Source organism: Methanococcus voltae, from assembly GCF_024807655.1.
Classification (GTDB): domain Archaea; phylum AGJL01; class Methanococci; order Methanococcales; family Methanococcaceae; genus Methanococcus; species Methanococcus voltae_D.
Genome location: NZ_JANUCR010000001.1, coordinates 464,260 through 485,561, shown reverse-complemented (window position 1 = coordinate 485,561; position 21,302 = coordinate 464,260). Strand labels below are relative to the sequence as shown.

Below are 21,302 nucleotides of genomic sequence, written 5' to 3'. Positions count from 1 at the left end.
AATAATAAAAATAAAAAATAATTTAATTAATTTTTTCAATTAATAGTCCACAATTTCCTAAGAATTTATATTTAAATCCATAGCCCAATAATTCAAGTGTGTCTATTACTTCAGACCTTGAAAGATATCCTATGAAATATTTATTTAAACTTTGATAGAATTCAAATAATTCTACGTTTACATTAGCAGAATCTTTGAAAAATTCTTCAATAATTATTAATTTTCCATTCTTTTTCAATGAATCCATCATTTTTCTTAAGAATAATCTCGGAGACTTCGCATAACTAAGAGTATGAGTACATATTACGCTATCATACTTAGTTTTAGGTATGGTTTCGCCAAAATCTAAGGTTTTCAATTTTGCACATTCGATACCATTTCTTTCCAATCTATTTTCTGCCATTGTTATTAGCTTTTTAGATATGTCCACTCCTGTATATTGACCATTTGGCGCTATTTTGGAGCTAAAGTATAATGGTGAACGAGAACCACAACCTACGTCTAAAATATAATCTCCTTTTTTAATTTCTAAAACTTCAGAAGCTGCACTTCGGGTAATGTCCATAAATTCAGTATTTAAAAGCATATCCCATATATCTGCATCTTTTTTAAAGTTTAATAATATTTCTGGATGATTGTAGCCTATTAAAGCATATTGGAATAGACTCGTTCTGAAATCATATTGTGCAATGTAATCATCCATTAAATCTTGATATTTTGGATGAATAGACGAATACTTAAATTCATTATTTAATTCAAGGGTATTGTCATCGTAATTTTCTCGGATAAGCCCCAAGCTAATTGCGGTATTTACATACTTCAATATAAAATCTTTATTTGGATATTCCACCATAGAAAGCAAATTTTCTTTTGTAGGCATATGTAAATCAATTATTTTATATATTCCAAATTTTAGACCTTGTCTAAAAAATGTGCCTAATAATTCATTATTTAGATATTCTACGGCATAATCCATACATCTAAATTTTTTCATATATTCTTCTTCCTCTATTATTGAAATATCGTTATAGTACCCAACTTCTGTATTCATCTTACCATCTTCTAAATCACTTGTATAATCAAATCTATCCATGATTTCACCATTTATCAGAAGAATCATAATCTTTTAAATATTCTACAACAGTCTTTCCATATTCCGTCATTTGGTATATTTTCATACCTTCTCTTCCATCGCAAGATACTAAACCTAATTCAATAAGCGAAGAACTGCCATTATACCGATTGCCCATGCCTTTTAAACACCCTAAAACATTACTTGGATCTGATTTAACTCTTCGAGATAATTCAGATAAGTAAGTTCCGTGGGGGTGGACATCGTATAGGAAGTACACTATTCGTTTTCGAAGTTTACTTTTGTTTAAAGACCTAATAATTGTAGGATTTATAAACATCATGTCATGAGAACCCACTTATGACACCTCGGAGGATTGTCTAAAACCCTTTTAAAGGGACTTATTTAACTTATAAACTATTACTAAATTACTACAAAATCTTAACAACATTATCGATAAGAAATAAGTTTTATTATTTAATATTGAAACAATATTTATTCTAAATATTTACAAAGGGTCGTATTACTAAATAAACTATATTATAGTTGTATTGTTTATGATATATAAATATAACCTATTTAAAAGAACTAAATATTAGATTTATTAATGGACAATATTTGGGGTATATATCGAAACTGTTATATAGTATAAATGTTGGACACCAATGATTTATATAGTATTAATACAAAATTATTTAAAAAAGTCTATTTTTTAAATAGTAGTCTTTAAATACCTTATTTGATATTTTAATAATATTTAGTCGTTATATTTTATAATTATCTTTCATAACCTGATAAATAAGCATAAAATATGATATAATGTGCTTATATTTTGTTCATATTTAATATATTGTATTATTTAATATTACAAAAATCAAAATTTATATTACAAAAAACATCAAAAAACTCTAAAAAATTTTTAAAAAATAAATTATTATAAGTATTATTTAATTTATAAATCCGCCAATAAATGGTATTGATTTTATTGCACCAGTTATTGAATTGAATATATTTGAGACTAAATCGTCAGAGTTATTGTCTTCATTTTGTTCGTCATTAGTCGTATTATTACTATCTTCATTATCGTACTGATTTTCTGTAGATGTCTGACTATTTCCATCCTCATTATTTCTATTATTTTCGTTTTCAGTGGGTTTATTATCCCCAGTTTCCTCAGTGTCTAGCTCATCATCTTCAATTATGGAATTAACTCCATTTTCATATTTTACTTTGATAGATTTTTTTAAGACGATTGGTTTTAAAACTCCATTTTCACTAACAAAATCTGGAATTTTAGTATTTATTTCTACAGTATATACTTTTCCATCGTTTAATTTATCATTGAAGTTCAATGTGATAGGTTTTACTTCCATAGAATGAAGATATATATTTTTAGGCGTACTTTCATAAATTTCTTCATCGTCTTTGTATATAGTTATCCAGTATTCTAAGTTAAGGTCGACTGGATATACACTTACTAATCCCGAAGATAATTTTAAAGATAGTCCATTTTCCTGAGTTTCAAAGTCATATATATTTATAGGTGCTAAAACGGTGGTTGACTCTATAGTATTACTTTTAATTTTACTTAAAATGTCTATATTTGAGAATCTGCCTATTTTGGCGTTCATTTGGGGGTCAATGGTTGACGTAGAACCTATGAAATAGCAATATTCAAAATCTTTAAATTCATTAAATGGTTTTATTCTTAGTAATGTATATCCATTAAATCCTTCGTCATATTTTATTTGGAAATTGAAAGTTTCATAATCTAATGTTGAATAACCAGGAGCTAACTGGGTATTTATAAGATTACTTTCTGCTCTTAAGTTCCCTTTTAAATCATACGTTTCAATTTGCATGGTGCAATCTACTGGAACAGATAATTTATTTCTTATAGTTATATATGCTTCATTTTCAAATCCTGCAACCGGTTGAGGTACAAATAATCCGCCTGTATCGCCCACAACTGTAGCTCTTGGTAATACTGTATTGTTATATTTTACTTCACCCACTTTGAAGATATTGAATACATTGAAATGTAATTTTAATCCGTGGTCTTCTTCTGTTATTTTATTTGGAATTATGGCTTTTACGTCTATATCTCCATTTATTTCCCTGTCAAAACTAATATTTATGGTATAAGTTTTTGTTTCATGAGCAGATAATCTAAATTTAATTTCTTTTTCACTATAATTAACAGCACCATCTACAAATTCATCAGAAAACTCTAAAGTACCGTTAATTGTTTTATTATATATATTTTTAAGAGTAATTTTTAAAGGATAAGTTTTACCTACTAATATATTTCCTGAATGGTCAGATATTCTTTGAACATCATCATCATTAGGATATTCTACATTTTTAATTGAAACTGGCGGAACTTCTATGTATTCGCCATCAATATCTTCTTCTGGATTATTTATTAAATAACCTGACGAAGTTTTTAATTCCGTAATTATGTTTAATGTAGTTTTATCAGGCATTACGTTTGCAACCACATACTGCGTAGTATCTTCAGATTCTTCAAATTTAGATGATTTATCATATATAATATATCCATCATTATCTTTTATTTGTACATTTAATGATAAATCTTCATCATAATTATTGGTATAATTTAATTTTAAAACTACAGGGTATCTTTCATTTTTAAGATATGCTCTTGGCATCATATTGGAATTTCCATATATGCCACTATTTAGATAATCCATAATTTCTTTGTCTTGTATTTGATATTTAGAATAATAATCTTTAATTAAATCATCATAACTATCATTTATAGTAGTTAATACTTCAAAATTATTCAATATGACGGGGAATGAAAATAATTTTTCAGTTTCTTCAAGGTCATAAGTGATATATTCATCTACTTTTTTCTTAACAGTTTCCTGTTCATTTGTAGTATAACTATGTAATCCCATCGTTTGAGTGTGAACTTGTATTTTAAATTGATTATCTTCACATTCTATTTTTGGAATTTTAAAACTCACTTCTTTTTCGGAGTTCAACGAAATATATAATGTTTTTTTATCATTAACTCCGTTATAATATACATTTTCGTCATTTTCGTCAGCTTCACTTGAATCATCGTCATAATCCGTAGATACTGCACTTATCCAAGTTATTACTTCATAATCCGACTGTGCATAGGGATTGCTTTCTAAAGTTGTAGTAAACCAATTTCCTGCACAATATTCTACATTTTTTTTATCTTCTTTGGAATAACTATCACTACAATTAATATATTTTACGTCAATGGGACTTCTAACATCTATGGTTATAGATTCAGAACCTACATTTTCGCCATTATCATTAATTAATTCGATATCCAAGTCATTTTCGCCTATTTCTGTAAATTTAGGTTGAACTTCCACAATTTTTTCAACGTGTTTATTAGGAGGTATTGGTATGTAGGGTGATTCCCAAGTATTTTCATCCCAAGTTGCAATCACTTTCACGTTTTGTTGGTATTCATCGTAATTTACCAAACTTAAATAAATTATAGGGGAACTTGTATCAATCATAGGACCTCCCTCCATAGGATTTTGTCCTTGATTCCATATTTTACTAATTTTTACCCCTTCTTCATCTTCGCAAAATCCGGAGGTAATTGAAATTAGCAATAAAAAAAGAGTTAAAACTGCTTTAAATTTTATCTTCATACTATCCCATTTTTTAATTTTTAAATATTGTAAATTTGTAATCCATTATTTAATATTTTTTTGTGTAAGTGTTTATGTATATAACCTTTAAAACTGAACGTAATATTTATAAATTGAAAAGCTATAAAAATTTAAAAAGCAATATAATATATTATATATAATCAAATTTGTAATTTTTCAAGCTGTTGATATTATTTAGGGATTATTGTTAAACTATACAAAAATTATTATTAAATTTATTGTTAATAACAGGTAATAATTATTATATTATTTAGATTGGGTGAACAAATGACATCGGAAATCAAACGTAATTTAAAAAATCTTTTTAAAATGCGTAGTGGATACAGCTGTAAACTTAGGAGTGTAAGTTTTGTGCTTATACTTTTTACAGTTTTTTTTGGTTTGATGGGTTCTGTAAGTTCTGAAGTAGCTTACAAATGGGTAAGTGAAGAACCTATTAAATTTATCGCACTTTCAAATATTCAATCAGAGTATGAATTGGAAAAATATTTAAATTCTGACGATTTGATTGTATTTTATTTGGATGAAAATTTTAGAGTAAATAATGAGGGAGAAGAATTTCTGAAAAAACTTGGGATTTATACAAGTATTGAGTATGCCAACTATGTTGGTGGGTCGATGGATAATCCTAATGCATTATTTAAATTAGATAACGAAGAATATTATGTTTTAAAAGTATTTGATAGGCAGAAGATATATTATGAAGATTATGTGGAAGTAGCACCTAAAAAAATATTTTTGCCAAAAGAACCAGATTTTGAAAGTAAGAAATTTATGGATTTCTTAGGAACTTATGTATCTTCATATGGTTTGAAATTTGCATATTTAAACAAAGTTCCAAACGGATACAATGAAAGTTTAATTTGGGGTGTTGCTGTACAAAATGTTATGCCAGATAACACCGGTGATGGGGTTATTCAGATTTCCGGATACAATATGATTGTAGATGTGATTGATTCCGATTTAATATTAAAAAAATTGAAAATAATTGATGAATATTCTAATGAGATTAAGTCAAATTATACTTATATATCTACAGGTGCTGAAAACTTAAATGTCTTAGATATCAATACAAAAGAACCTATTTCTAAATATCACGAGTTTTATATAATTGAAGAATTTTTAAGACAAGAAACCCGAAACGATAATATATATTCTCGTTATGGGGGTGGAAATGGGTATGATAATAACTATCTTAAAAAGCATGATTTATTGGCTTTTAGTTTTTATCCTATGATATATTTAGATAAAAGCCCTGATTCAATTAGAAATGACCCAATGGGCGGTTATTACCCTACAAATTATGATTACCAATATTTATCAAATGGGGATTATTGGATGAATTCAAGAGCTTCTGAAACTGGTTATTTCAGATATTATGATGACGAAATTCTTGAAGATGTTAGTTATTCCGATATATCAAGACAAACCTGGACATTAGGCGATGAACAAGTTTCTTTAAGGCAAGAAAATGAATTAAATAACATATATGACGTATTTAACTACTGGTACTGTAAGAATTATGGTTATTTAACTACGAATGGAGTAAATGCTATCATATTACCTTCCTCGGATGAAAATTTAACAGATATGTTATTTGATAACAAATATAATGACGATATATTTTGGAGGTCTACGGTTGTTAACTCCGATAATGGTATCACATATATCGTAGTCCCTGGTGAGAATAATTACTATATTAAAAATAATGTGTCAATATTACAAGTTCCAAATTTCTTGGAAACTAAAAATTTAATTTCATATGTTCAAAGTTATTATAAAGAACCAGAAGATGAAGAATTTGGAGTTTATGTAAGTGATTCAGTTTATTTCGATAAAAATGTATTGAAAAATTTGACAAAATCTAATAGAGTATGGATTTGTTCTTTTGAAGAATATTCCTATTGGACTAAGAATTATTATACGACAAATATGGGATTAACGGATGGATATATTGTATTAACTACAAATTCAAACAGAAAACCTCAGATTACATGTTATGACAATGAAACTAAATCTGTATCTGCTCCAAAATTAGAAAATGGTAAATATTATTTAAAGTTTGCAAATGAGAATATGTAATATATAAATAAAAATACAAATACTGCATAAATTTCTTTTATTTCTTTTATTTCGGTTATTTCTTTTTTTTAGATTTTATATTATTCCCCTATTTTTCAATTTTATTTTTAAAATGTATAAGTTATTTATAAATTATAGATATACAATAAATAATAACAAAAAGTGTTTAATTTAGTTAATCAAATTTTTAAAATTAAATTTTAAATTTATGGGTGTAATTATGAAAATAGGAATTATCGGTGCTGGATTGGGTGGATTATTTAGTGCAGCAATATTATCAAAAAATCATCAAATAACTATTTATGAAAAACTCCCCTACATTGGCGGAAGGTTTACAAATTTAAATTATAAAGGTTATCAATTAACAACTGGTGCTTTACATATGGTACCACACGGTGCAAATGGTTTTTTTGGACAGTTGGTCGAACAATCAAACTGTGGTGCAAAGATAATTAATTCAAATCCTGACGGACTTTTTAGGATTAATAATACTAACTATGGATTTGAAGAGTTGAAAAAGCTTGTAAGTTTTAAAGATAAATTAAAAGCTTTAAAAATGTTGACTGACTTAAAACTTGGGACTATTGATAAAAATATGTCATTTGGAACTTTCTTGGAAGGCATACCCATAGCTGAAAAAGTGGGAAATTCATTCACAGGATGGGCTTTAAGTTTATCTTCTTATGATACCCCCATAGATGAAGTAATTGCCATTAGTAAACATTATCATAAATTTGGTGGGCCGGGTATACCAATGGGTGGCTGTAAAGGTATAATTGATGCTTTAGAAACTGTAATCTTAAAAAACGGCGGAAAAATCTATACAAATTACAATGTTGATAAAATATATGTTCCAGAAAATCCTGGAGAAAAATGTTCAATAAATGATGATAACGAATTTGATATACTTATAAGTAATGCATCCCCATTAATTACTCAAAAAATTAGTAATTTAAAATTTATTGACAATGAAAATATGCCAATACCTTCAAAAGGTATTAAAATCAGTATAGGGTCTAAAAATAAGCTAATAAATCACAATAGTGTAGTATTTACTACAGAATCAGAGCGTTTAAATGGTTTTAATCAACCTTCTAACGTAGATAAGTCTTTAGCTAAAGAAGGGCATAATTTGATAATGGCACACGCTACTCAGATAAAAAACAACGTAAATGATGAAATAGATTTGGTTTTAGAAGATATTGATGATATCTTTGCAAATGAGTTTGTAGGTCATAAAAAAGAAGGTTATAAAATACTTGCAATACAAACCTACCGTGATGAATGTCCTGTTAATCACGCATCAAACGGGACCGATGTAAAACCTGTAATTAACGATAGATTTTACTTAGTTGGCGACGGGGTAAAAGGAAAAGGTGGTATTGAAGTTGAAGGTGTCGCTTTGAGTGTACTTGAAGTTTTAGCCCATCTTAATAAGTTAGGGATTAATTAAAAATAATATGCGGTATTTTTTATATCTCTTTTTTTATTATTTATTTTTAAATAATTTTATTATTTTATATTTCATATTCATTTTATTTTTTATTTTTTTTAGATTAAATAATATGATAACAATGTGAAAATAAACTTATAATTTAAACTTATACTTGTTAATTTAAAAAATAAAAAAATAGAAAAAAGAAATTAATTATTTTTAATTATGCAGTCATTTCTACTAAACCGTCGTAGTCTGCTGGAACATTTCCATTTCCAATAGCTGGTTTAATAACTGGTTGTCCTGCATTTTCGAATATTTGTGGGTTTTCAAGGATAAACTTAACAAATGCTACACCTGCAGCTTTATTTTCTGCATTTGTAGGTACTGTAACACCATATACGATTGGTGCAGCAGCAATTGTTTTATTTTGGCTTTCGATTAATAAGCTTGCTCTACCGTAATTTTCAGCTTTGTCGTAAGCACCTAAGTTTATATCTGCAGGTAATTCAATGTATTCTAAATTGTGCTGATTTGCAACACTCTTATAAATGAATAAGTAGTCGTAAGCACCTGATTCAAGAGGGCCCAATAAATCTACTTCTTTACTTCTCATGAAGATTTTGTCTGTGTTAACAGTTATTTCAGCAGGGCTTTCAATTAAGAAGCTACCGTCTGCATTTTCTACAACTTCGAAGTTTGAATTTTTCATAATTAAGTTTTCATATATTGTACTGTCATTATATGTTTTTTCAGCTAATTTGATAACCATTTGGCTTCTGTATCCGCATGGGTCATCGTTAGCACTTGAGAATCCGTATTTAACGTCATCTTTTTGGAATATTTCATACCAGTTATCTGTAGTTATTTCATCAGTGTATTTACTTTTATTAGTGTATGCGATAACTATTTCATTTTTAGCTACCATTAAATACCAATCTGCGTAATCTGGGTACATCATTTTAGGAATTAATGAATAGTCTGCTGAACCCAATACATCAGCTTTTTTATGTAATTCTACAATGTTTCTAACGCAAGCAACACTACCTGCTGATTCTCTTTGAACATCTGTATTTGGATATTTTTCTTCAAAAGCTTTTTCATATTCTTCAAAAGGAACTGCTAAACTTCCTGCGTGGAATATTTTAACAATACCTTCTATTTTTTGTGAATCTGTATCTTCAGCAGGAGTTTGCTGGTCTGTACAGCCACTAAAAGCTAATACGAGAAAAATCCCCAAAATTGAAAATAGAGTTAGGGATTTTTTATTCAAATTATCACCATATATAATATTTAATAATTTTTAGTTTGATATATAAAATATGCAATAACTAATACATGATTTAGTTAATATATAAATATTACGATATTATTTTAAGGTAATATATATTAATAAATATTGTTATATCCTGGTGAAAACGTAATAATTCTAAAAAATTTTAAAATAGTTTAATAATTTTTAATATATTATAATATTATATACCATAATAGTTTAAAATAAAATAATTTATATATTATTTTAAAAATCTGTCAAAGAAATATTTGTAAACAATAATTCCATCTTCGGATAATTCAGGGTGGAAAGAAATTGCCATACAGTTATTTTGAATAATTCCTACAATTCTGTCCTCATTTTTAGAAATTATTTCTATTTTATCGTTCATTAGTTTTTTTACGAGTGGGGCTCTTATAAATACTGCATGAACAATATTCCCATTTAATTCGATTTCTTTTTCAAAGCTTTCTACTTGTCCCCCATAAGCATTTCTATCAATCGAAACATCCATTAATTCTAAAAGGGGCTGTTCGACACCAGTTTCTTTTGATAATAAAACCATTCCTGCACAAGTTCCCAATATAGGAATGTTTTTATTAATATTAAGTTCCCTTATTTTATTGATGAACCCATATTTATCCATTATTTTTCCCATTGTGGTGCTTTCACCACCTGGAATTATTAAAGCATCAATATCTTCGAGTTCAGAAAGTGTTCTTACCCTTTTAGCTTCATAACCTAATTTTAAAATTGAATCGATATGTTCTTCTACATCGCCTTGTATTCCTAAAATTCCTATTTTTTTGGTTTTAGTCATAATTTAACCTTTAATTGTTATTTAATTTTTAATTCGTATATTTTACAATTTTATTTTTATAATTATTCATAATTAATAGTACTATAAAAAAATATGCTAAATTTTGCAGTAATATATAAATACATAAAGCTATAAATCAATACATTAAATTATACAAATATATGCTCTAAAAATAAAAAATAAAAACTATGTACTTAGCACATAATAAGATTTAGATTTTAAAAAAATGGGGCCGAGACCGAGAATTGAACCCGGGTCGAGGGATCCACAGTCCCTCAGGATAGCCACTACCCTACCTCGGCCACATAACATATCCAATAATGCAGGGGCAGGGATTTGAACCCTGGAACCACTACTGGACAGGATTCTAAGTCCTGCGTCTTTGGCCAGGCTTGACAACCCCTGCACACGATATAAAAATAAAGTGCTCCAGCCGGGATTTGAACCCGAGTCGCGGGCTCGAAAGGCCCGCATGATTGGCCGGACTACACCACTGGAGCAATATTATAAACAAGTGGGCCCGATGGGATTTGAACCCATGACCACTCGGTTATGAGCCGAGCACTCTAACCAGCCTGAGCTACGGGCCCATAATGTAATGTCCGTTACTAATGCACTTAAAATGAGTTAATAATTTTTAGAAAAATGGCGCCTCCTGCAGGGCTCGAACCTGCGACCTACGGATTAACAGTCCGTCGCTACTACCTACTGAGCTAAGGAGGCTCTTTATTATGTTTTGCTTCACATCTTGTCAGCACAATAACAATACACGTTATAATATATAAAGGTTTCTATCACTCCCTTAACGAAACATTTATATATTATAAGACCTATCCTTATTACGTAACTTATGAAATATAATATTGCCAAGGTAGTTCAGCCTGGGAGAACGCTGGACTGAAGATCCAGTTGTCGGGTGTTCGAATCACCCCCTTGGCATGTTTTTTATTTTGGACAAATTAATTTGTAAATTTAAATATATGGTTTATCTTTTTCTTTTTTTAATATTTCAATAAAATATAATTTTAAATACTTAATACTTTAAAACATAATATTGATTATAATTTATTTTATATTTATATATTGCATAATTTTATGATTATTCGGAGTGAAATTTTGAATGTAATAGGAAAAATGGGTAAAAGGAATACTCAAAAAGCTAAAAAAAATATGAAAGAAAATGTTGATGATTCAGCATCTAATAAGGAATTTAAAATATTGATAAGAAGAATTGTTCAAAAAACAAAAATAGCAGAGGGTGAATTGGCGATTTACGATATATTAAGATGTATATACCGTAATCAACCAATTTCTACTAAAAAAATTGGTCAATATACTAAATTACCACTTCCTATCGTTTCAAAAGTTAGGACTATGTTAGAAGGAGATAAAGTTTTAAAAAGAGATGACCGTGGGGCAATATATACAAAAGAAGGTTTAACTTTTGTGGAAAAAAACTTGGGTTTGTCTTTAAAAAACGATTTAAAATGCCCGCTTTGTAAGGGTAAGACAATAGTCTTTGATGAAAAATTTGAGAAGATATATAAAAGACACAAAGAAATAGCTAAGCAAAGACCTGCTGTAAATACGTTAATTGACCAATCATTCGCAACACCCGAAACAGCTACATATAGGGCAACAATTATGGCAGATAGGGGCGATTTGGAAGGTAAAAGAGTTTTATTTGTTGGTGACGATGATTTAACATCAATTCCTGTAGCTATGAGTGGTTTATGCAAAGAAGTAGTAGTCGCAGATATCGATGAGAGACTTTTGGATATGATAAAATATTTTTCAAAGCAAAATAAACTTCATATTAAAACAGTAAAACAGGATTTTAGAAATAGTTTACCTAAAAATTTGACTGATAAATTTGATGTAGTGTTTACAGACCCTCCTTATACGTTAGAAGGCGTAAAATTATTTATGAATAGGGGTATTGAAGCATTAGGTTCCGAAGGGGTTCTATATTTGGCAGTATCTCATAAACCTATTGATGAACATATTCAACTACAAAAAAATATACTCTCTATGAATTTTTTAATTGCCGAAATGTTGCCTGGTTTCAATTTTTACGAAGGTACTGAAATTATTGGCAATACAACATTTTTAGCAAGGCTCGTAGGCAAAAATCTTGTAAAATTGGAAGAAAAAAGTGATAAAATATACACTGGACAAGTAAAACCTGTGTTAAGATATTATAAATGTCAAAAATGTGGGAAAATCTATGAAGTAGGGGGTAAAATTAAAAGAATAGAAGATTTGTCTTGTGATTGTAAAGGAAATAAATTTTATATGATTAAAAGAAGTAAATTAAGAGATTAACCCCATATATTATGATATATTATATTAATTATACCATTTTAATTATACCCTTTTAATTATAAATTTTTAAAAATATGCTAAATATAATTGAAATACTAAATTGAATATTAAAAAGAAAAAAAGTTTTTGAATAATTTAATAGTTTTAATTATTCTTTAATTAAAATAGCGTTTACAATACCATCTTGACCAGGTCTTGATGTAACTTTTGCTTTACCCATTTCGGTTTCAACGATAGCTCCTTTTGTAACAACATTTCTTCTGATGTAGTGTTTGTTTGCTACGTTGTCAATTACGTTTGTAATTGTAACTTTTTTACAGGTTTTTGTTTCTTGGTTGAAAACGTTAGCGTAGTTTGTTCTTTCTAATTTAACTTTTTTGCTTCCGCCTCTTCCTCTTAATATTTTAATTTTAACTGAATCGGTTAAGTGGGTTTCTACAGGTGAATTACCCATTTCTCTTTTATGTTTTTTAACGATTCTTCTTAATTTTGCACCAGTAGATTTTCTACCGCTTCTTCCTTGCCATACTGCCATAATTACACCTTATTTTATATTATTTTTAATTCATTTTTATATTATTTTTGATTTTTTTAAATTTTAATTATTTTGTTCGTTTTTAAGTTATTTATTACTTTAATTATCCCTGTAATAAATCAACCATTTAACATTTTAAATAATTACAATACTTCCGATAATAATGAGAGAGCATGCGAGTATCTATACAATGTTAATACATTATGGTATAAAAAATTATCTATGATAATATATGTTATTGATTAATTTATTGATTATTTGATTCATATAACAATTTTAATATCGCCATTCTGACAGGTATTCCATAAAATGATTGTTTAAAGTATACAGACTGTTCTAATAAATCCATATCTTGTTCTATTTCATCAACACGAGGTAATGGGTGCATTACAATAACTTTTTTATTTTCAACTTGTGATTTGGTTAATTTATATATTCCCTTAACTTTGTGATATTCGTTAGGGTCAGGAAATCTTTCTTTTTGAATTCTTGTCATGTATATGCAATCAATTTCTTCTAAATCCATCTCTTCCATTTCTTCTAAATTTACCTTAGATTTTATGTCTTCAATTATCTCTTGAGGCATTTTTAATTCTTTTGGAGATATTAATCTAATATTTACATCGTCAAATAGTGATAAAGCTTGACATAATGAATGAACGGTTCTACCGTATTTTAAATCCCCAACAAAAGCAATATTTAATTTATCTATTTTGCCAATTTCTCGTTTTATCGTATATAAATCTAAAAGAGTCTGAGTAGGGTGTTGATTTGAACCATCTCCCGCATTTATTACCGGAATTTTGGAACATTCACTTGCAAGTCTTGAGGCTCCTTCATAAGGATGTCTTATAACTATTAAATCCGCATATCCTCCAATTACTGAAATAGTATCTCTTAAAGTTTCTCCTTTTGTGACCGAAGTACTTTTGGCATCTGTAAAACCAATTACATTACCGCCGAGTCTTTTCACAGCTGTTTCAAAGGATAATCTGGTTCTTGTAGATGGTTCATAAAATAATGTGGCTAAAAGCTTACCTTTCATAAATTCGCAAGGTTTTTTTTCTTCAAGCAATTTTTCCATTTCTTCAGCAGTTTTTAAAATATTGCTTATTTCAGCTTTGCTTACATCCCTTGTAGATATTAAATGGTTCATAAAATCACCAAATTATTATCGGTTATCGGTTTTATTTAATTTTTAAAATATATAATATAATTTTTATATATAATTATGGATACATATTATATTAAATAGATTTGAAAATATGCTTAAAATAATGGTTAAAAAATAATTAGAAAATAATTAGAAAAATAAGTGAGACAATTTAATAATATTATTAATATGTAAAGGCAATATATTATTTATATACAATTTATTGGTGATAATATGATATCGGACGAACAAAAAGAAGATATAAAATTATATATAATGCCTTATATTCAAAATATGGACTATATTTCTGAATTAATAAATAATGCAAGTAATGTAGATGAATTAACTAAAAATGTATCAAAATTGTTAAATACAGACACTGATTTATCCATAAAAACAGATTTAAAAATACTCTATGAAAAATTAACAGAGCAATCAAAATAAATTTATTAAACTATTTTATACTTTTTAAAATAATTATATGATTAAAATAATTAAAATAATTAATTTAATCAGTTTTAGCTTTTCTATATTCGTGTTCAAATTTTTTGTCGTATAATTTTGAGTAATCGTAATATTTTGGGTTTATTACGTCGCCAACAATTATTAAAGCTGTTTTTGTAATTCCCTCGTCTTTAACTTTTTGAGCTATATTTTCAAGATTACCAATGATTTTTTTCTCGTCTTCCCAAGAAGCATGGTATACAACTCCTACGGCTGTATCTTTAGGGTATCCACCTTCTATTAATTCATTACAAACTTTTTCAATCATTCCAGTACCTAAATATATTGCCATAGTTGCTTGATGTTTAGCTAATGATTTTAAGCTTTCAGAACTTGGTTTTGGTGTTCTACCGACTGGACGAGTAATAATAACAGTTTGTGAAACGTCTGGCAAAGTTAATTCAGATTTTAAGGTAGCTGCAGCTGCAAATAGCGAAGTTACGCCAGGTATTATATTCACATCAATATTTTGTTTTTTTAATTCATCAATCTGCTCTTTTATTGCACCATATAATGAAGGGTCTCCAGTATGAACCCTAACTACATTTTTATCTTCTTTAATTCCTTTTACAATTACTTCCAAAACTTCTTCTAAATTCATAGAAGCACTATTATATATTTGAGCTCCTTTCGTATTGTAGGTTAAAACTTCAGGATTAACCAACGAACCTGCATATATAATAATATCCGCATTTTCAATTGCTTTAGCTCCTTTGACAGTTATTAATTCTTTGTCTCCAGAACCTGCACCAATTATTGTTAATTTATTCATAAAAACACCTTGCACATACTCTATATTATTTGCATAATTCTTTTAGATTATTTTATTTTTTAATATGGATGTAATATATTATAATTAAAAATAACCTAAATTAATTAAAATAAACTTGTATTTAATTCAACATATTTATACCAAATAATATGTATAAAAATTTCATATAAAAAGATTATAGATATAATTTTTTAAATTTAAATATGGGTTTAAGTTTAATTTGTAATGTTAAGAAATGTTTTTAAGGTTTACTGATTCAAACCTTTTCTAATTAATTCTTCAATAGAGCCATATATTACTTCACTATTGCAGAAATTTGGTAAATATGTAGCAGCTTTCCCTGAATTTGTAGCTACGTACTTATAACCCATTTTTTCAATTGGTGCAACAACCATACAAGTATCTACAACTATTTTACCGCCAGCGTCTTCAATAATTTTTGTATATCCCATTCTATCAGCTATTGCTTTGGTATATATGGAGGTACAAATCCATAAGTCTGTTTTGAGTGATTTTTTTTCTTCGAGAAGTATGTCTACAACAGTTTTTATTTCGCTTATTCCACTATGTGGACAACCTATACATATTAAATCTATCTTCTGTTCATTATCAAATTTTGAAAGTTCTTCTTCAATCATATCATTTGTAATTGTAATTTCATCGTCAAATTTTAAATTACCGTTTATGACGTCATTGTCATATGTACAAATTGCTTCTGGCGTAATTCCTTTAAAATGATACAAAGCAATGCCTCCACTCGCAGCTAAAGCAGCACCAAGTCCTTTTAAACATTCGCTTTTAAGGTTTAATGAATTATTATTATTTTCATTTGTAAAATTAAAGTATGGTATACCATTTTTTACAATTCTTCCTACATATCTACCGATTAAACCATATGATGCCATATTATTAATTTTATTATTGCATTTTAAACCAATTTTTTCAAAATCCAAGTCTAAATTAATTTTAAAATTAGGTATCCTATTTTCATCCAAATGATATCCATAATATGAGGTTTTACCTAAAATAGCACTCGCTAAAGCAGAAGGACCTCCTTCTCGGTTAGTGTATGCTCCAAGAACTGAGTTTGAGTAGCATACGGCAGATGATTCTGCCCAGGAAATATGGTCTCTAAATCGTGGTACATTTCCGGATAAGTATGGTGTGCAGGTACAACCCAATTCAATTCCAAGTTTTTCAAAATAATCAATTATTTCAAGCTGTTTTTTTGCAAAATCTGCCGGAAATTTAAGTGCTTCATATTCTATTAAATCCATACCTGCAGGATTTAATGTTGTAGGTACTGAAACTTTTAAACCACTATCGGACATATCCCTTAAGAATTCCAAACCTTTTTCGCCAATAGTTTTGTAGGAAACACCAGAAACCTGTGCTGATGTGACATCGATTAATTTTTCAGCACCGTATATATCTCCGAGAGATACAATTAGGTTCATACACATTTCCAGAGTTTCCCCATATTCGCCATTGTATATTTTTTCTTCTTCATTCGTTAAATACAAAATTACACCCTTTTAAATTTAATATCTTTAACAAATATTAATTATATAATAGTTATATTATTCAATTGTATCTTTGTATTATATTATAGTTATTATATTAAGCACTTTTAAATATTTATTACAACTATATTTTAAATTATGACTAAATAGATTATACGATATTATTTGTTAAAAAATTGAATTATTGATGAGATTATGGCAAAAGTAAATTATAAAATTAATTATGAAATTTCTGATGAATTAAAAAATAAAATAACCGCTAAACCCATTAAAACTAATTATTTATACAGTGGTGATGATTTCATATTTGAAACATTGCATTCGTTAAGAAGGGAATTAAATGCAGGTACTATTTCATTAAATGACGGAGATATTTTAGTTGTTAGTGAAAAGTTTGTTTCTACAAGTCAGGGTAATTTTGTAGATGAAAATAAGTCTAAACCAAAATTGAGTGCTTATTTTTGTTATTATTGGAGTAAATATATTTGGGGCTATATATTAGGACCTTTGTTAAAAACAAGAAGTGATAGGGTATTAAATCTTAGAAAAATGCCAAAACCAGAGACTTTGAAACATAAACAAGTGGTAATCGATAATGTGGGTTTTATATATGCTTTAAAACCTGCTTCTGAAGGTGGAATCGATTTAACAAATGTACCTGGAACTTATGCGTCATTATTGCCTTCAAAGCCAAAAGAAACTATGGATAAGTTATATAACGCAATAAAAAAAGAGTTCGACGTGGATTTAACTGTTATGTTAATTGACACTGATGCAACCTATAAGTTTTATAAGTGGTATATTACGGCTTTACCTTATGCGATAGATGGTATAATCGCTAAAATAGGAGTTTTTGGTTATATATTAGGTAAAATAGGAAATCTGTTAAATATGGGTGGATTATATGGAGCTACGCCTTTAGCCATAACCGGAAATAACGTTTATAAAAAATACTCAATGGAATTATTATTATATATTGCAAATCTTGCAGACACTTCGCAGGTACCCTATACAAAATCGATACACGATTTAATGAAAAAATATAATACCTATACGATTACTGAGAAAGTTTTAAGCGATATGGAGCATAGTCCTGTAGTTATTGTTAAAATAGAAGGTTAATAATGTATTATAATAAAAATAAGTTGTAAAACAATATTTTTATTTAATTTTAATATATTTATTTAGTTTTTTAGTTTTAGTCTTATATTATTTAGTAATACTCTTTATATATTTTTATCTTTTAAAGCAGTCTCAATTAATGATTGTATCATTATTTCATGAGATATTTTGTATAAATCAAATTCATTATCTTGATTATTGTCAACAAATTCCAATAATTCATTAGATAATATTGTATGCATTGATTTATCTTTTGGGACAATATAAACCTGCTTACCATCTTCAAGCTCAACTTCCATACATTCAGATTTAAGTGCGAGCACAACACATTCGTCGTCAGGAATTTTCAGACTCTGACCAAGTTTTACATTTGTATTATTTGTATTCGTATTCTGATATTCATTTATTCTGTAATCTGCTATTGATATCAATTCTTCAAAATTGTTCAATGTTTCAATTTCAGAATTCTGAATATTTTGGGCTGTAATAATTTTCTCATTATATTCAGTAGAGTTAATTAATTTATTTTTTGTATTTTTTAATTTTAAGTGTAAACTATCTTTTATTTTAATAGTATGTTTCTTCAAATCATCCAATAATTCATAAGGATATTGTTCAAATACACACTTTAAGAATTTTATTTCTAAATTAATATTTTTAATACAATTAAATATTAATTCTACGATTTTATTATCTACATAACCTAATTTAATTAACGATAATGTAGATTCTTTCCTATATTTTAAATCTAAAAATTTAGACTTTAATATTGGAATATATTTATCTTTACAATATTTATCGAATTTTCCGAAATTTCCCATAATGGCAATCGATTTCGTAATTATAGAACTATTATCGTCTTCAACGGTCTTTTCGATAATTTTTTTGTATTTTTGAGCTGTTTTTGACTCTAAGTTAGACAATGTTTGTAATAAATTCATTACAGAGTATTTTAAGTCGTAATCTTCTGTAATTATGTAATAGTTTAAATCTAATTCGTTTACTATACTCGGGTTTAGATGACATAAGTTATTTAATATATATATTGATGGGATTTTTATATCCCTTTCTTCATATTTTACAAATTCGATAATTTTGGGCATTATATTCCGAAATTTTTCAGATTCTACTTTAGATATTTCAACTAATGCGTTTAAGGCAGAAGTTTTAATATCCTTATTTTTTGAATCTGTTTTTGAAATTATTTTTTCGGCATTATCATATGAAATATTTTCGGGTTTAATATTATGTATTATTTCAAGGGTTTTTATTACTATTTCGGGATTTTCATCGTCCAAATATCCAAAAAGATTATTTGAACTATCTTTGAGTATTTCGGGATTTATATTACTCATATTTTTTAATATTTCAATCAACAATAATTTAGATTTTATTTTAGTATTTAGTAAGTTTATAAGTTTTTTCGTATTATTACATTTTGGGTTCAATGATATTTTTGAAATTGTGTAAGCTGACGAACATACAACATTAGGGTTTTCATCATCTAACATTGCTATTATATGGTCCATGTACTCATTAACAAGCTCATAACATACTAATCCTGCATCACCCAAGAATTCCAGAGAATTTTTACGAGTTCTCCAATCAGAATCCTTTAACATTTCAACTGTTATGGGCATTAACGTCTTCAAATGTTCGGGGTATGCAGTAACTATTATAGACATAGCTTTTAATGTGGCCCATTTAAATTTGAAATCTTTTTGCAATGATTTTTTGTATTCTGGCAATACTTTGTTAATTATTTTCGGATTTTCGATACAGAATTTTCCTGAAAATAATATCTCTCTGAAATTTTTGAATTCTTCAATATTATTCAGATTTAAGTTAACTTTCATATCAAAATACTTATCATCATTTTTATATCCATTCATCATACTATCACGCTTACACGTAAATCTTGGTTATCTTATATAATATAGTTTTTTTGCATATGCTTATGTAGGTTATTTTTATAGATTACCTACATAATTACCTGCTTATTTAAGTACTTAATTAAATACTTAATCAAGTGCTTAATAAACTACAAAAAAAGTATATTATTAAAAAAAAGCTATTCTATAATATTCAGATTTGTACTTGTTAATATTTTTAGTAATTAACACTTGGTACATTTAATAGAATTACCTTTTTGTTGGTCATTTATGGCTGCTAAAAGTGTTTACCTTTGTATATTTCATATTTTATTGTTAATTTACATATTATAGTTCATACTGTCCCTTATATACTCTAATAATCACGATATTTACGATTAATAATGCTATAAAATGTATTAATTATAGTATTAGTTTGGCGGAGGGAAATCATGAAATTAAATCAATTCATGAAAAACAAAAAAGGTGCGACTGGTGTAGGCACTTTGATAATATTCATAGCAATGGTATTAGTTGCAGCAGTAGCTGCAAGTGTTTTAATTAACACAAGCGGATTTTTACAACAAAAAGCTTCAACAACAGGAAAAGAAAGTACTGAACAAGTTTCAACTGGTCTAAAGATTATTCAAACATGTGGTAAGCTAAATGGAAACAAAATTGATAAGCTTGCTATATATATTACCCCATCTGCAGGTAGTAAACCAGTAGATTTAAGGAATACCAAAATATTATTGTCTGATGGACATGCTACATCAATAGTTTCTTATAATGTAGAATACTTTGAAGCTACAAATGCACAAATATTTGATGCAACAGGTTCTAAAGCTTGGTATAACTCAACAACATTACCAAATTATAACTTTGGAATTATTAATGTTCAAGATGACGATGGTTCATGTACTGCTAATTCACCAGTTCTTGGAAAAGGTGATATGGCAGTCCTAACTGTAAATTGCACAAGTTTAACTTTAGCTCCTAAAACAAGATTAAATGGTTATTTACAATCTGAAGTAGGATTTAAAACACAATTTACATATATATTGCCAAATGCTTATGGTAAAACAGAAGATGTGATAATACTACACTAAAAAATATATTACATATTTTT

Annotated in this window: 16 protein-coding genes and 6 tRNA genes; 7 read left to right on the top strand and 15 right to left on the bottom strand. The window is 27.6% G+C overall.

Translation table 11 applies throughout. The features are described from left to right. Positions 1–22: 22 nt before the first annotated feature. From J3E06_RS02280 to J3E06_RS02270, 3 genes are all read right to left on the bottom strand, one after another. On the bottom strand, positions 23–1,093 hold the full coding sequence (locus J3E06_RS02280) for a class I SAM-dependent methyltransferase (protein ID WP_157209408.1): 1,071 nt from the start codon (positions 1,091–1,093) through the stop codon (positions 23–25). 4 nt (positions 1,094–1,097) lie between these two features. After that, positions 1,098–1,415 (bottom strand): helix-turn-helix domain-containing protein, encoded by a 318-nt coding sequence (locus tag J3E06_RS02275; RefSeq protein WP_209590791.1) that lies wholly within the window; start codon positions 1,413–1,415, stop codon positions 1,098–1,100. A gap of 604 nt (positions 1,416–2,019) precedes the next feature. Next, positions 2,020–4,737, bottom strand: coding sequence for a hypothetical protein (locus J3E06_RS02270; RefSeq protein ID WP_013180696.1), 2,718 nt, complete (start codon positions 4,735–4,737; stop codon positions 2,020–2,022). 288 nt (positions 4,738–5,025) lie between these two features. Between J3E06_RS02270 and J3E06_RS02265 the strand changes: the two genes are divergently transcribed. Together J3E06_RS02265 and J3E06_RS02260 are read left to right on the top strand one after the other, a co-directional pair. Continuing rightward, complete coding sequence (locus tag J3E06_RS02265) at positions 5,026–6,840, top strand: hypothetical protein (RefSeq protein WP_013180695.1); 1,815 nt, start codon at positions 5,026–5,028, stop codon at positions 6,838–6,840. Between the two features lie 220 nt (positions 6,841–7,060). Continuing rightward, complete coding sequence (locus J3E06_RS02260; protein ID WP_048187203.1) at positions 7,061–8,293, top strand: NAD(P)-binding protein; 1,233 nt, start codon at positions 7,061–7,063, stop codon at positions 8,291–8,293. A 205-nt stretch (positions 8,294–8,498) separates the two neighbouring features. Here J3E06_RS02260 and wtpA read toward each other — a convergent pair whose 3' ends face one another. The 7 genes from wtpA to J3E06_RS02225 all read right to left on the bottom strand — a co-directional run bounded on the left by wtpA (position 8,499) and on the right by J3E06_RS02225 (position 11,091). Then, positions 8,499–9,548: a tungstate ABC transporter substrate-binding protein WtpA gene (wtpA, locus tag J3E06_RS02255; protein ID WP_048187201.1), complete on the bottom strand. Its 1,050-nt coding sequence runs from the start codon at positions 9,546–9,548 to the stop codon at positions 8,499–8,501. A 241-nt stretch (positions 9,549–9,789) separates the two neighbouring features. Continuing rightward, positions 9,790–10,368, bottom strand: a complete 579-nt coding sequence (pdxT, locus tag J3E06_RS02250; RefSeq protein ID WP_013180692.1) for a pyridoxal 5'-phosphate synthase glutaminase subunit PdxT — start codon at positions 10,366–10,368, stop codon at positions 9,790–9,792. Positions 10,369–10,595: 227 nt separating this feature from the next. Next, positions 10,596–10,670, bottom strand: a tRNA-His gene (locus tag J3E06_RS02245). 19 nt (positions 10,671–10,689) lie between these two features. After that, a tRNA-Leu gene (locus J3E06_RS02240) sits at positions 10,690–10,774 on the bottom strand. 19 nt (positions 10,775–10,793) lie between these two features. After that, positions 10,794–10,868, bottom strand: a tRNA-Glu gene (locus tag J3E06_RS02235). A 15-nt stretch (positions 10,869–10,883) separates the two neighbouring features. After that, positions 10,884–10,958 (bottom strand) — tRNA-Ile (locus tag J3E06_RS02230). Between the two features lie 56 nt (positions 10,959–11,014). Beyond that, a tRNA-Asn gene (locus tag J3E06_RS02225) sits at positions 11,015–11,091 on the bottom strand. Positions 11,092–11,233: 142 nt separating this feature from the next. Here J3E06_RS02225 and J3E06_RS02220 point away from each other — a divergent pair. Further along, positions 11,234–11,307 (top strand) — tRNA-Phe (locus J3E06_RS02220). Positions 11,308–11,484: 177 nt separating this feature from the next. Then, positions 11,485–12,693, top strand: a complete 1,209-nt coding sequence (locus J3E06_RS02215) for a bis-aminopropyl spermidine synthase family protein (RefSeq protein ID WP_013180691.1) — start codon at positions 11,485–11,487, stop codon at positions 12,691–12,693. A gap of 148 nt (positions 12,694–12,841) precedes the next feature. Here the strand turns inward: J3E06_RS02215 and J3E06_RS02210 are convergent, their stop codons facing one another. Both J3E06_RS02210 and pyrB read right to left on the bottom strand, forming a co-directional pair. Continuing rightward, positions 12,842–13,228 (bottom strand): 30S ribosomal protein S8e, encoded by a 387-nt coding sequence (locus J3E06_RS02210; protein WP_013180690.1) that lies wholly within the window; start codon positions 13,226–13,228, stop codon positions 12,842–12,844. A gap of 247 nt (positions 13,229–13,475) precedes the next feature. Beyond that, positions 13,476–14,384: an aspartate carbamoyltransferase gene (gene pyrB, locus J3E06_RS02205; protein WP_013180689.1), complete on the bottom strand. Its 909-nt coding sequence runs from the start codon at positions 14,382–14,384 to the stop codon at positions 13,476–13,478. Positions 14,385–14,615: 231 nt separating this feature from the next. On the opposite strand from pyrB, the gene J3E06_RS02200 reads away from it, so the two are divergent. After that, the gene (locus J3E06_RS02200; protein ID WP_013180688.1) at positions 14,616–14,825 is read left to right on the top strand and encodes a hypothetical protein; all 210 of its coding nucleotides are present in this window, start codon (positions 14,616–14,618) and stop codon (positions 14,823–14,825) included. Positions 14,826–14,889: 64 nt separating this feature from the next. On the opposite strand, the gene cobM is transcribed toward J3E06_RS02200, so the two are convergent. Then, positions 14,890–15,657 (bottom strand): precorrin-4 C(11)-methyltransferase, encoded by a 768-nt coding sequence (gene cobM / locus J3E06_RS02195; protein WP_013180687.1) that lies wholly within the window; start codon positions 15,655–15,657, stop codon positions 14,890–14,892. Positions 15,658–15,905: 248 nt separating this feature from the next. After that, positions 15,906–17,180, bottom strand: a complete 1,275-nt coding sequence (locus tag J3E06_RS02190) for an aconitase X catalytic domain-containing protein (RefSeq protein ID WP_013180686.1) — start codon at positions 17,178–17,180, stop codon at positions 15,906–15,908. 195 nt (positions 17,181–17,375) lie between these two features. Between J3E06_RS02190 and J3E06_RS02185 the strand changes: the two genes are divergently transcribed. After that, positions 17,376–18,302, top strand: a complete 927-nt coding sequence (locus J3E06_RS02185; RefSeq protein ID WP_013180685.1) for a coenzyme F420-0:L-glutamate ligase — start codon at positions 17,376–17,378, stop codon at positions 18,300–18,302. 104 nt (positions 18,303–18,406) lie between these two features. Here the strand turns inward: J3E06_RS02185 and J3E06_RS02180 are convergent, their stop codons facing one another. Then, positions 18,407–20,197: a HEAT domain-containing protein gene (locus tag J3E06_RS02180; RefSeq protein ID WP_013180684.1), complete on the bottom strand. Its 1,791-nt coding sequence runs from the start codon at positions 20,195–20,197 to the stop codon at positions 18,407–18,409. A gap of 428 nt (positions 20,198–20,625) precedes the next feature. Here J3E06_RS02180 and J3E06_RS02175 point away from each other — a divergent pair, with 428 nt between their 5' ends. Further along, entirely contained in the window at positions 20,626–21,282 is a 657-nt protein-coding gene (locus J3E06_RS02175) for a flagellin (protein WP_013180683.1), read from the top strand. Positions 21,283–21,302: the final 20 nt, after the last annotated feature.